This is a genomic window from Rhizobium sp. ZK1 (genome assembly GCF_047782645.1).
GTDB lineage: Bacteria > Pseudomonadota > Alphaproteobacteria > Rhizobiales > Rhizobiaceae > Rhizobium.
Genome location: NZ_CP180587.1, coordinates 1,287,787 through 1,300,794 on the forward strand (window position 1 = coordinate 1,287,787; position 13,008 = coordinate 1,300,794).

General features: G+C 57.5%; 10 protein-coding genes. 1 reads left to right on the forward strand and 9 read right to left on the reverse strand.

Translation table 11 applies throughout. The annotated features are described in order from the left end of the window. Positions 1-99: 99 nt before the first annotated feature. Positions 100-2,187 carry an ABC transporter substrate-binding protein gene (locus tag ACK9YZ_RS28480; RefSeq protein WP_416066946.1) on the reverse strand — a complete coding sequence of 696 codons (2,088 nt, stop codon included), beginning with the start codon at positions 2,185-2,187 and terminating at the stop codon, positions 100-102. 125 nt (positions 2,188-2,312) lie between these two features. Then, positions 2,313-3,779, reverse strand: coding sequence for an alpha-glucosidase/alpha-galactosidase (locus ACK9YZ_RS28485; RefSeq protein WP_416066947.1), 1,467 nt, complete (start codon positions 3,777-3,779; stop codon positions 2,313-2,315). A gap of 214 nt (positions 3,780-3,993) precedes the next feature. Between ACK9YZ_RS28485 and ACK9YZ_RS28490 the strand changes: the two genes are divergently transcribed. Then, entirely contained in the window at positions 3,994-4,869 is an 876-nt protein-coding gene (locus ACK9YZ_RS28490) for a helix-turn-helix domain-containing protein (RefSeq protein WP_416066948.1), read from the forward strand. Positions 4,870-5,010: 141 nt separating this feature from the next. On the opposite strand, the gene ACK9YZ_RS28495 is transcribed toward ACK9YZ_RS28490, so the two are convergent. The 7 genes from ACK9YZ_RS28495 to ACK9YZ_RS28525 all read right to left on the reverse strand — a co-directional run bounded on the left by ACK9YZ_RS28495 (position 5,011) and on the right by ACK9YZ_RS28525 (position 12,907). After that, positions 5,011-5,349 (reverse strand): hypothetical protein, encoded by a 339-nt coding sequence (locus ACK9YZ_RS28495; protein ID WP_416066949.1) that lies wholly within the window; start codon positions 5,347-5,349, stop codon positions 5,011-5,013. Between the two features lie 32 nt (positions 5,350-5,381). Beyond that, positions 5,382-5,969, reverse strand: coding sequence for a hypothetical protein (locus ACK9YZ_RS28500; RefSeq protein ID WP_416066950.1), 588 nt, complete (start codon positions 5,967-5,969; stop codon positions 5,382-5,384). A 20-nt stretch (positions 5,970-5,989) separates the two neighbouring features. Next, a complete protein-coding gene (locus tag ACK9YZ_RS28505; RefSeq protein ID WP_416066951.1) occupies positions 5,990-7,321 on the reverse strand; it encodes a hypothetical protein in 1,332 nt (443 codons plus the stop codon). Positions 7,322-7,437: 116 nt separating this feature from the next. Further along, positions 7,438-9,312, reverse strand: a complete 1,875-nt coding sequence (locus tag ACK9YZ_RS28510) for a TPR end-of-group domain-containing protein (protein ID WP_416066952.1) — start codon at positions 9,310-9,312, stop codon at positions 7,438-7,440. A gap of 171 nt (positions 9,313-9,483) precedes the next feature. After that, on the reverse strand, positions 9,484-9,831 hold the full coding sequence (locus ACK9YZ_RS28515; protein WP_416066953.1) for a hypothetical protein: 348 nt from the start codon (positions 9,829-9,831) through the stop codon (positions 9,484-9,486). 283 nt (positions 9,832-10,114) lie between these two features. Then, positions 10,115-10,582, reverse strand: coding sequence for an MEKHLA domain-containing protein (locus ACK9YZ_RS28520; protein ID WP_416066954.1), 468 nt, complete (start codon positions 10,580-10,582; stop codon positions 10,115-10,117). 207 nt (positions 10,583-10,789) lie between these two features. Further along, positions 10,790-12,907, reverse strand: a complete 2,118-nt coding sequence (locus tag ACK9YZ_RS28525; RefSeq protein ID WP_416066955.1) for a carboxy terminal-processing peptidase — start codon at positions 12,905-12,907, stop codon at positions 10,790-10,792. Positions 12,908-13,008 lie beyond the last annotated feature (101 nt).

Genomic DNA, 13,008 nt, shown 5'->3' on the forward strand with positions numbered 1-13,008 from the left:
TGCCGCCAGTCGCTCGTCTCAGCGCGGCCGGCTTGTTGATTCTGACCGGCCGCGCGCAGCACGCGCGACCGGAAGCTCTTGTCGTTCGGGAGGGAGCTCTTAGTTTATGGGACCCTTGTCCCCGGGCTTACCGGGAAGCTGTTGAGGGAAGAGTTCGTACTTGCCCTGCTTGTCGGCAGCCACCCACACACGCTCGCGGATGACGGAATCCTCGGCCCAGTTGAACATCATGATCGGCGTACCCTCGGGAATGTTCGAGAAGCGCTTGTTGATGATCAGCGCGCCCGGATATTCCGTCAGTCCGACGGTATCCACATGTTCGGTCGCCATCTTCTGATACTGCTTCATGAGTACCACGCGTTCGTCATTGTCCTGGCTCGTGCGGAACTTGTTGACGATGTCGGCAAGCTCCTTTTCATAAGGCAGGAGGTCGAGCTGATTATCCTTGCCGGCGCGGTGGTGCCAGCTGGTACGCGGGCCGACAGCGGCAAGCTGTTCGGTGTTCTGCACCACGGAGGCGAGCTCGGTTGTATTGCGCTGGATCAGCCAGTCGAACTGGCCGGCATAATGCGCATTATCCCGCTTGGGACCATCAAGAGCATTGATGATGATCTTGATGCCGAGCTTCTCCATCTGCCCAACGACACCTTCGGCAAGGCTCTTGTCGGTCGTGTAGTCATTGTTGACGAGAAGCACGATCTCGACGTTCTTGCCATCAGCTGTTCCGGCCGGGAAGTTCACGAAGCCATCGCCGTCGGTATCCTTCAGTCCGACCTTGGCGAGCAGCGCCTTGGCACCCTTTAGATCAAAGGGATAGTAGACGGTCGAGTTGCGATCGTAGAAGCTCGTGCCGGAGGAGAGGCCGCCTGCATAGATCGCCGTGAACGGTCCCTTGACGAGGGAATCACCGATCGCCTTGCGGTCGACCGCCATGGTTATAGCCTTGCGGAAGTCCTCGTTGCGGTCGAGTTCGCGGATCGCCTGGCTGCGGGCATCAGGATCACCCCAGCCATTGGCCGAGAGGTTCATGCGCAGGTTATAGCCGATGAGGCGCGGGCCGAAGGCGAGACGCGCCGGAGCGGTTTTTTCGGCGGCACGCTTCAGCGAGGCCACGAAGTTTTCCGGCTGTTCGAGGTTCGAGAAGTCGGCAGAACCGGCAACCGCCTGCACGTCACGGTCGGCCCAGGTCGAGAGCTTGTAGTGCAGCTCGTTGAGATAAGGCAGTTGATTGCCCTTCTCGTCGACCTTCCAGTAGTAAGGGTTGCGGCGCATGACGATGATATCGTCCGGCCGGTATTCGACCGGTACCCAGGCGCCCATGACCGGCATGTTCATGAATTCCGGCGGGAAGGCGTTCTTGAACTGATCGTAGGTGTTCTTCGAATACTTCGGATGCTGGGGTTTAAGAATATGGGACGGACCCGGGCAGAAGTTCGGGTAAGCCATCGTATAGAGATACTGCTTCGGGAAGGCTTCCTTGAAGGTCCATTCGACCGTGTAGTCATTGATCTTCGTGAGTGTCGTTCCCTCGCCGAAGGCTTCCGGCGATGCGCCGCCACCGAGCGGCGAAACGTTCGGGTCGATGACTTCGTCTTCCCAATAGAACATGAGGTCATCGGCATTGAAGGGCGCGCCGTCGGACCATTTAGCACCCTCGATCAGGTGCATGGTCAGCTTGTGGCCGTCTTGCGACCACTCCCAGCTCTTAGCGAGGTTCGGCAACGGCTCAGTATCCTTGGCTTCCACCTGGAAGAGCGGTGCTGTGCGTGTCAGGCATTCTGAGAGGCCGATGTCTATGCCGCCCCAGCCCTGCGTCTGGCCGGCGCCATAGTTCCAGCCTTCCGGCCGGCCACCGATGACATGGCGCATCACGTCGCCATAGACGCCGGGACCGTCAGGCATGTTCTCGGTCTTGAAAACCATTGGTTCCTTGGGCAGGCGATCCTTGACCGCCGGCAGCTTGCCGGTATCGACGAAATTCTTCGTCACCCAGTCCGGCTCGTGATATTCGGGCAGCGCCTTGAACTCCAGGATGGAGTCGCGCGACACATATTTGATCTTGCCTTCCGCCGGGAAAGCCGGCGGTGCCGGCGGCACCGTCGGCTCGGACGCGTAGGCATTCAGGGCCGCGACTGAAACGCCAAGCGCCAGTCCTGCCAGGATGCCGATCCTATGGAAATTCGTCATCGTCTCTCCCTCTTGTTCCGGAGCGCTCGTACGCGTCTCCGCTTCTCCTCAAACGACAATGAAGAAAGCTTCAGCGCGGGCGACCTTCCTCCCGAAGAGCCGCCGCAGCCTCCCTCACCCTGACTTTAGACGGCCTGTTTCAGCGCCGCCTTTTCAACACGAAGCTCCTCGATGGAGCGGACATGGCGGCGCGCAGCCCCTTCCCACTCCCTCGTCTTCACCTTGGAATTTGCCAGCCGCTCCTTGGCAGCCGAAACGGCATGAGCATATTGCGGCAGCCAGCGGGCCTGGGCAACGACCATCTCGTCGACCATCTGCCAGACCTCTTCCGGCGTCGAGACGGCGCCAACCAGCGGATCGTGAAGGACGGCGAGCTTCAGGAGATCGATATCGCCGGAAATCGCCGCATGCACCGACATGCGCTGGACATTGATCGATGAGATGCAGGTTGCCGCGCAGGCTTCCGGAATGGTGATGCCGGAGACCATATTGATGCCGAAGCGATCGACGAAGCCGGGCGACTCAATGATCGCGTCGGATGGCAGATTGGTGATAACGCCGGTGTTCTTGACGTTGAAGTGACCGCGATAGACGCGACCGGTTTCCAGCGCCTCGAGAATATGGCTTGCATGCTCGTTGGAGCGCTTGGCCGGATCGATCGGCTTTTCGGCCGAAGCGAGGAATTGCGGGAATTCCGTCTCAAACCAGTTGCGGGTCTCCGTCGAGTGACGCAGATAACCGCCGGTTTCGCCATGAATCCAGTCCGACATATCGATCCAGCGGGTGATTTCGTCCGGCCGCTTGCGGTACCAGGGCAGATATTCGGAGAGATGGCCATTGCTCTCGGTTGAATAGACGCCGAAGCGCTTCAGCACGTCGATGCGCAGCTTTTCCTGCTGCGAATAGATGGGATGCGCCTCGAAGGCGGCGATCAACTCGTCCTTGCCGATCGTGCGGCCGTTGAGACGCAGATCGACGAACCAGGTCTGATGGTTGATGCCCGAGCAGATGTAATCGAGTTCGCCCTGTGACTTGGCGCCGAGCACTTCGGCAATCTGTTCGGCGCCATGCTGGACGCCGTGGCAGAGGCCAACCGTATCGACCTTGCCATATTCGATGGCAGCCCAGGTGTTCATGGCCATCGGGTTTGCATAGTTCAGGAACTTCGCGCCTGGTGCCGCAACCTCGCGTATGTCCTTGCAGAAATCGAGGATGACGGGAATATTGCGCTGGCCATAGAGAATGCCGCCGGCGCAGATCGTATCGCCAACGCACTGGTCGATACCGTATTTCAGAGGAATGCGGATATCGTCGGCATAAGCTTCGAGACCCCCGACGCGAACGCAGCTGATGACATAACGGGCGCCTTCCAGCGCCTTGCGGCGATCCGTTGTCGCCGTCACCTTCGTCGGCAGCTTGTTTGCCTCGACGATCTTGTCGAGAATTGCCTTGATCATCTGAAGGTTATGTTCGCTGAGGTCCGTCAGCGCGAATTCAATGCCCTTGAATTCCGGCACGCAAAGAATGTCCGTGAACAGCTTCTTGGTGAAGCCGACGCTGCCTGCCCCGATAATAGCGATTTTGAAACTCATATCCTTCACCTCGATCCGATCAAATGCTAGGGAGAAAGACAGCAAGGGAGGATTGGACGGCACGCTGGCGCATACCGTCTAAAAATGCCGGAAAATGGTGTTTGTATTCCTCCCGGCCATTCTTTCGACCGCGCTCTCTTCCTCTTGTGAGACGGGATTATGCGCATATTCGACAGGGCGGCCAGAGAAGGATTATGCTTTCGAGGGTAATTTTGTGCTGCAGGATTTGATCGCCAACGGACAGTCGATGAGAACCGTTTCTTTGCCGCGTGGACGCCAGCGCCTGCACGCCATGCCGACGAGCGCCGGTTACGAGTTGCGCGAAAACGAGACCTATGACTGGGACGGCCGGAAGCGCGGCCAGACACCGTTTACGGTGCTGCAGCACACGATCAGCGGCACCGGCCACCTGCGCTACCAGAACCGCAACTACAAGCTCCAGAGCGGCGATACGATGATGGTGCTGGTGCCGCACAATCACCGCTACTGGCTGGAAAAGGGCGAGCGCTGGGAATATTTCTGGATCTCGATGAACGGCGAGGAGACGCTGCGCATCCACCAGATGGTGCTAGCTCTGGCAGGCCCGGTCCTGAAGCTGCAGCAATCGACCATCGATCATTTGGCCGATTGCAGCCTGCGCCTCGTCAAGGGTGCGAACACCCCCGGCTCAGCCTCGGCGATTGCCTATGAAGCCGCCATGGCTCTTTACGACGACATTTTCGGCTCGTCGGCCTTCATGGCCGAACAGAGCGCCATGCAGCCGGTGATCGACCATATCAACGCCAATCTGGAAAAACCGCTGCCGGTCAGCGAGCTCTCGGCAATTGTGGGCCTCAGCCGTGCGCACTTCTCCCGAAGCTTCGCCGAAAGCGAAGGCGTGCCGCCGGCCGAATATGTGCTGCAGCAACGCCTGCAGCGGGCCGCCAAACTCTTGACCAAGGCCGACTTCCTGCCGGTCAAGGAAGTCTCGATCATGTGCGGCTTCGAGGACGCGAACTATTTTGCCAAGGTTTTTCGCCGTGTTTATGGCATCACGCCGACCGAGTTCCGAACGACGGGGATGTATGCGAGCATCGGCCGTAGCCGGTGAGATAACGGTTCAACCCGGCAACTGGTCCCGTGGGTCACGTATCCATAGCGACCGCACCCACCTTTCCGACGACAGGTCACCATCGATACTGCGGTCGCGAAAACGGAGGGCGTCATCCGAATTCACTGGATCTCCAGATAATTAGACAACTAAAAATCCTTGATAGGCGTCTTTGAACTGATCGTCCAGTTTAACAGCGACCCATAAGGGATTTGCGGGATCGGTCGGCTCAAGGCCATGCGCAGGCCTTGCAATGACCGGCCACAGTTTCTCCGTGCTGTCGGCATCAGGATCAGGACATATTTCCACGTCAACCTGATCGGTGCCGTTTGAATTACGCGCTATATAGATAATCATCCCCTTGACGAAGCCGGTGCCACCAAGTGAGAAGCGAGTATCCTTTTCAGTTGCTGCCTTCACAGGCTTGCCGCTCAGATATTTAATGTCAATGTCGTGTTGATCTTCAGATTTTGTAGGCATACTAACCTCCCTTGATCGCTCGTATCCGCAAATCAATCACTGTCGTTTGATCTGCGAGGCATGAATCCACCCGATCTCGACATAACCCCGCCGGAACGAGATAATGCTCCGCCAGATCTGGACATTCCACTCGCCATTCCTCTGGGATCAACAGAGACCTCGGCCGAGAGCAAGATTTGTTCAAAGGTTCCTGTTTGGGCATCGAGTCTCATCGAGAGATCGCCCTTCTCGTAAATCCAGACCCTAATATCCTCAGCGAGAGCTCCAATTTGGGAGCCGAGGCCTGTCAGCGCACTTGCGCCAGGTGATCGGTACAATCTTTCGTATTCGATATCACCGTCGGCGTTCCGCGGAGGGGAATTGTCAGGATCCATGCCAACGCCGTGGACAAGAAAAATTGCCGGCCTGGCCAGTTCAATAAAGGCACCCTCGAATGAGAAAGCGTAGATTCGCGCAAGCGTCGCACTCGGCTCAGCAAATTGGTTCCTCAGGAAATTATTCGCACCTGCTTGAGGCGGGCCTAGAGGCGCAGAGGTGCCACCCCTGAGAAGAACGTCCTGAAGTTCACGCCCGAACAGATATACCGATGAAATACTAAGCAGATTTTCTTGATGTGCCACTTTTCCCTCCATCTACCTCACTATTGGCCGATGCCTGATCTCGACAGCAGAACCTTCTCGCGATAGCTCATCTTCGGAAGATCGAAATGATCGATCGGCAGCAAGATTCGCGCGGAATGGACATGGCTGCAATGCTCGCCGCCTTTAAGATGTGCGCCGGCGTGCAACACGCCGATCGTCCTTTGCCTGAAATTTCTGGTGATGATCCTGGCGAATTGACCGCCACTTTCACTCCGATCAATCGCAAGCATCGTTTCCGCGACATCGCCATAATCCAGAAAGTCGGGAGCAAGAGCCCAGAGCGTTTCCGCCAGATAGGCGCCGACAATATCTCGTGCCTCGAGCAATGCTGCGACGAACCCCTCCGAGTTCCGCTCGAAGGCGCGATCGAAAGCGTACTGTACAGACGCCTCAACGGTCGGATCGAATTCGGCAACATCTGCCAGATCTTCAACAGCCCGCGCAATCAGGCCGCGCGCGACCAGTCTCTCATGAAAGATATCGACGAGGATATCGAATATCGCGCCGGTCAGCGGCTGTGAGAGTTCGTGCTCATCCTTCCAGCCATGCGCGAACTCGTCCATCGTCCGTTTGTTGTTTGCCGAGCGTATCTGACGATGCGGCGAAAACTCCGAGAAGCGCGAGAGGCGATTGGCTCGGTACAGATTACCGTGCGTCTCCTCGAGAACGTTGTCGATCACGGACGGAAAATGCATGGCTGCGATCAGCGACACGCAATCCGAGAAAGCCTCCTGGAAACCGAGATATTCCGGATATTCGGCTGCCGGGTCCGGCACGCCCAAGACGCTAAAGATGATCGCGTGCCCTACTTCATGGGCAACGACGTCGAAATCCAAGCTGAACGGGAGGATGCTGCCATCCTTCTCGAACTGACTGCCCACTTCGAGGAAGCCGTAGCCATATTGGGCGTTGTCCCATTGCGGCAGGATCGAGATCTCCAGACGGTCATAATGATCGCGGAAATGCCAGGTGATCGGCTGACCGAGATAGCGTTCCCACACATCAAGCGTGAAACGCACGCAACCGAAGACATGCGCGGCTTCGAAGCCGGGCATCGAAGGCCGCAGGTAGTCGAAATTGCCCCGCGCGTCAGGCGTGGCCGGCTCAATGATCCTTCCGGTCCAAGGCGGCAGATACATAAAAGGCGTTCCGAGCGGTCCCCGGTTCACACCGTAGGGACCGACCTTCCCGACCGGCTCCACGACAAACATGCGATCGTCGGCCGGGCCAGCGGTCAGGCTGCCCGACGGCGACGACACTTCCACAATCTCAGGTCTTGCCCGAGCATCTTCAAATGGAGGCTGCACAAAAAGTCTGAACCGGGTGCCCATCCGCTCCCCCTCAATAGACTTTCATGAATGCCAGTTTAAGTTGATCTTCACCGCGTTCAGAAAATTTAGCAAGTAATAAAATAGGACTAGAAATATCCGCTGCCCCGCGGCGGGTTTTATTCAGGTAAGTCGAGCAGGTTCAAATAACGCGGATGGTTGCGGATGGGGTCGAGGTCGGAATCGTTCTTGAACCACAGCCGCATCTCGGCACCAACCTGAGGCATCCATACTTCAAGCAGATCTATCGCCCTGTCGATCTCGCCGAGCAGTGAATAGGTGCAGGCGGCATTGTACTGAATGTTGATGTCGGTGGGATCAGTCGCGAGCGCGCGCGCCAACCATTCCAATGCCTTACCCCCTTCACCGAGAAAGGCCAGCGCCGTTGCGCCGAGGCAGGCGGCATTGGCGTTCTCCGGATGAAGCCGAAGCTCCTCCTCCGCCTTCGTCAGAGCGATCCGGGCATGCCTACTGGCCTTATCCATTTGCCCGAGTGAGCGGAAGACGTTCACAAGCATGATCGGAGCGCCGTAATCGGCCGGCTTGATTTCCATAGCGCGCTGAAAATACGTCGCCGCGAGTTCGAACTGGCCGTCGGTGACGCAGAATTCGGCATAGTATCTGTTGGCCTCATGACAATTCGCATCGAGCGACAAAGCCTGTACGAATGCCGAAATTGCCGCCGCGCGATTGCCGGCCACCGCCAGAGCAAATCCCTTGGCGGCATGGGCTTCTGCCAGATTAGGATCGATCGTCAGCGCTGTTGCGGTATTGGCGAGAATATCCTCCACTGAAATCTCCGCGCCGAACTGAGAGCGCAGACGGGCATCGCAAACTGCAATACCGGCATAGGCGCGGGCATAGCCAGGATCCAGTTCGATGGCTCTGGCGAAACTCTGCCTGGCCATCAGGTGATTGGAGCGCGAGGCTATATGATAGTATTCGCGGCCCCTGAGAAAATGCGTATAAGCTTCGACATTTCCTGTCGGCGCCTGCTCGATTGCCTTCTTCTCCTCCGGGAGCAGCTTGACCTTCAGTTGCTCGACGATCGCTTTCAGGATCTCGTCCTGCATTTCGAAAATATCGGTGAGTTCGCGGTCGTATCGCTCGGCCCAGACATGGCCGTCGCTGGCCGCTTCGATCAGTTCTGCATTGATCCGCACATGGTTGCCTGCCTTGCGGACGCTGCCTTCCACGATATAGGCAACGCCAAGTTCGGCGGCGATGCGCTGCAGGTTTTCGCTACGGTTTTTCCACGCAAACACGGTATGGCGGCTCAGCACGAAGAGACCTGAAACGTTCGACAGGTCGGTGATGAGATCCTCGGTGATGCCGTCGCTGAAAAACTCCTGCTCCGGATCGTTGCTGATATTGGCGAATGGCAGGATTGCAAGCGACGGCCTGTTGGCGGGCGCCCGCGTGTGGCTGACCGCGGCAAGCGGAGACGCCTCGACGGAAGCGACATTGCCCCAATCGGCAAAATAGACGTGGACCGGACGGGCAATGTTCTTGACTGTCACCGCGCCTTGGTCCGCGAATTCGATGTCGAGCTTGTTTGCGACTTCGTGGCGCACGGCCGCTGAACAGGCGATACCGCCAGGAGCTGCAAGGGCTTGCAGCCGGACCGCCACATTGATGCCGTCCCCATGAAAGTCATCCGCATCAAAGACGATATCACCCAGATTTAAGCCTATTCGGAACAAAAAATGCTTGTCCGGCGGAAGCCCGGTATTGCGCTCCAGCATGCCACGCTGGATTTCCACCGCGCAGCGAGCAGCGCTCAGCACGCTGCTGAACTCGACCAGGAAACCATCGCCCATTACCTTGATGATATGCCCGCCATGAGATGCGACAGCAGGATCGAAAAGCTCCCGGCGATGCTGACGAAGGGCGTTGAGAGTGTCTTCTTCGTTCGCCTCGAGGAGACGGCTGTACCCCACCACATCGGCAGCCAGAATAGCCGCCAATCGACGTTCAACAAGCTCTGCGCACATGCCCGTCTCCCCAACGTGCTGGTGGCAATACTTCGCAATTCTAGCAGCTAGCCAGTGATGTTGCCGGACGATCGTATTACTGACAACTAAAATCTCTCTCTGCCGCCCGAACGGCAATTGGTACCTTCCACATTTGATCGTTTGGCTAAAATTTCGCCGCGCGGGCACGTCTCACCCCAGCATCTGCATCGACCCCAACCCCAGAATATCATTCAGCAACGCAATCCCCATCCCTATCGCCACGATGACAAGGCCGATCAGAAACAGTCGCCGCGCGCGGTCGTATTTTTCGGCGATCAAGGAATCCCGCGCCAAGAGGTCAGCGAACACTTTCACCTGAAGCGCGATGCCCACGGTGAGCAACACCATCGGTGCGATGTCGATGGCGCTCCAGTCGTTGGGATTCGATACCCAGCGACCGATGAAGCTCAGCGAAAAGCCGAGAATGATCCCCGCAGCCGTTAGAGAGCCGTTTCGGAACGTCGCGTCGATCTTCTCCTCTGGATCGGGCTCTGGCATCTGGCTTCTCCGGATGGTATTTCGACAAAGAAAGGCAGAAGAGACTGAGATGGGCAAGGCTTCTATGTTCAGAAGCTTATCAGTCACGGCTAGACCGCCTCGCTAACGATGCGTTCACTGACCGCAGCAAGGCACACGAGCCACCAAAATCGGACCCTTCGATTGCCTCCCGATCGACGCCAGACCCGCTGGAGGCAGGATCATACGCAGTTGGAACTGTGAGGCGTTCCGGCAGCGACTCGATCAAGAAAGCCCGGCGTGACTCCCCAGCGCAGTTGATGATCTAGGAGGGAGGGACCTCAACCCACTTTGAGAATGTCGCAGCCTGCCCGAAATCCTGCCCTTCCGCGTTCCGGAGCTGCCAGACTATTCCATCTTCCATCCAGAAGCGGCTCCCCGATTTCATGACCCGCAAGCCACGATAGCCCGCCATGAACCCGTTTTGCGTCACCGCATCGAGTAACGCCTGGCGCGCTCCACGCTCGCTGGGGCCAGCCGACAGCCGGGATTCCAGCTTTACGAACTCGCTCCAGCTATATCCGAACCGCCTCTGTGCTGCACCATTGGCATAGACGAAGACGGGATCCGGCGCGGTATTGTGGGCAAGAACCACAAAAGGGGCATCGCCGTAGAGCCACTCCGGTCCCCGATCCTTGGGTACGAGAGCCGTGCCGACAAGGCGCCGGAAGCTGCCTGTGAGGAGCTCAAAGAATTCGGGATCGTTCGGGTTCAATTCGCCGTTCAACTGCATCTCGTTTCCTTCTCCAATGCGGCCGCTTCACGAACCTGTTCCGATCTAGCCACGGGATATGGCATCGGTGCGGCGATCCGCACCGATGGAAAGGGCATAATTCGCCAGGAGATAGTTCATGCGGATACGGAGCTCTACATTGACAGCGGTTTGGCATCGGCAGCGCCGCAGCGGGGCGGCTCATACTGTTGCACCGATCATGTATGACTATTTTCCGCCTGTATTTGCCGATGGCCTTGTGGCTACCTTCGGCGCACCTGCCTGCAAATCCGCCTCGTCGGCAAGAATGGCGGCTGCCTCGTTCAGCAAGACGTCCTTTGCATTCTTACGGGCATTTTCAATGGCAATGTCAGCACTCAGGCTGCGCTCGTCCGACTGCAGACCATCATCTCCACCAGGATCCTCGCCAACGCTTCCCTGCGCTCGCGACTTGAGCCGATTTTCGCGAGCAGTCGCTTCCTTGCGACGTTCGGCTTCATTGAGCGAGATAATCCCTTTCTCGCGCTGCGCCTTCAGGTCGGCAATGTCTTTCAGCAGGCGCTGAAAGTCCGGATCGTTTTCAACCCGCGCATCATGGCGGCTTTGCAATGTCGGCAGCAGCGTGGTGACAGTGTCGGAAGGCGTGTAGTTCGCCGGCTTGATCTGGGCCCAAGGGAGAGCGTTGTCATAACTGGTCTCTCCGAAGCTCGCCGGATCGGAGATCCCCGGCAAGCTGATATCAGGTGTCACGCCGCGCAGCTGCGTCGTACCGCCGTTGACCCGGAAAAACTGTGCGATGGTCACTTTTAGCTCCCCGAATTCGGGTTTGCTGTTGCGGACCATCCGGTCGAGATTGAGGACGGTTTGAACGGTACCCTTCCCGAAACTGGGTTCGCCGACGATGACGCCTCGACCGTAATCCTGGATTGCCGCGGCAAAAATCTCCGAAGCCGACGCCGACCCGCGATTGATCAAGACACCCATCGGGCCTGTCCAGACAGGTGCTGCAAAATCAGCATTTCTGACCTCGACCTTACCATCGCTGCCGCGTTGCTGAACGACCGGACCATTGCCGATGAAGAGACCGGTCAAGTCAATCGCCTCGTCCAATGAACCACCGCCATTGTTGCGCACGTCGATGAGAACGCCGTCGACCTTTTCTTGCTTCAGTTCGCCGAGAAGCTTGGCTACATCGCGGCTTGCGCTCCTGTAGTCATTGTCTCCTCTGCTCTTGGCTTCAAAATCCTCATAGAAGACCGGCAGAGTAATCACCCCGATTTTACGCGTGGCTTCGCCCACGTTCACGGACAGCACGGCCTTGCTGGCAGCCTGTTTTTCGAGACTGATCTTGTCACGCACAAGGCTGACAACGCGATGTGGGCCATCTGCTCCAGCATCCGCCGGCAGGATGTCCAGCCGCACGACGGAACCTTTCTTTCCTCGTATCATCTGCACGACTTCATCAAGGCGCGTGCCCACCACTTCTTTGATCGCCCCATCCTTGCCTTGACCAACGCCGGTAATGCGGTCTCCGACGGCCAGCTTGCCGGACAACTGCGCCGGCCCACCAGGCACGAGCTCACGGATCGTCGTGTAGTCGTCGCGGTCTTGAAGAACCGCACCGATGCCAAACAGCGAGAGCTTCATCGAGATATTGAAGTCGGCCGAAGCGGCCGCGCCGAAATAGTCCGTGTGCGGGTCGATCGACGTTGCGTAGGCGTCCATGAACGACTGGAAAACGTCATCGCTTTTAAACTTGTAAACGCCTTCGAGCGTGTTTGCGTAGCGCTTGTCGAGCGTTTCGCGAATAGCCGCATCGGTCTTGCCGCCCAGTTTCAGCCGCAACCAGTCGCTTTTGACGCGCTTGCGCCAAAGCTCATTGCTCTCAGCTTCCGACTGTGGCCAGGGCTCCTTATCGCGCAACACGGAATAGTTTTCCTGCACGCTGAAATCGAAGCCCTGCTTAAGCAGGTTGCGCGCATAGCTCATACGGTCGACAACGCGCTGTTCATACGCGTTGAAGATCGCAAATGGGATCTTCAAGTCCTTCCGTTCGATGGCATCGTCGATTTCGCTGCGGTCAGACATGAACCTGTCGATGTCCGCTTGCAGGAAGAGCACACGGTCCGGATCGAGTGATTTGATGAAACGATCCATGATCCTGGCCGACAAGGCGTCATCGAGTGTAACGGGCTTGTAGCTGAAACGCGTAAGAACTTGCGCACTCAACTGAGCAGCTTGCGCCTGTTGCTTTAGGGGCGCCAAAACAGGCGGTGACGCCACTTCAGCATAGGCGGTCTGTGCGATTGCAAGAAATGCACCAAGAAAAACGTAGTGTATGCGCATCCAGCGTTGATCCAATTCTTCATGCCTGTTGTCGATGTGTGATCTAGGTGGGCAATTATGGTTTTTTGGCAAGCGGGTGGCAAACGGCATGGTTTGCAAAG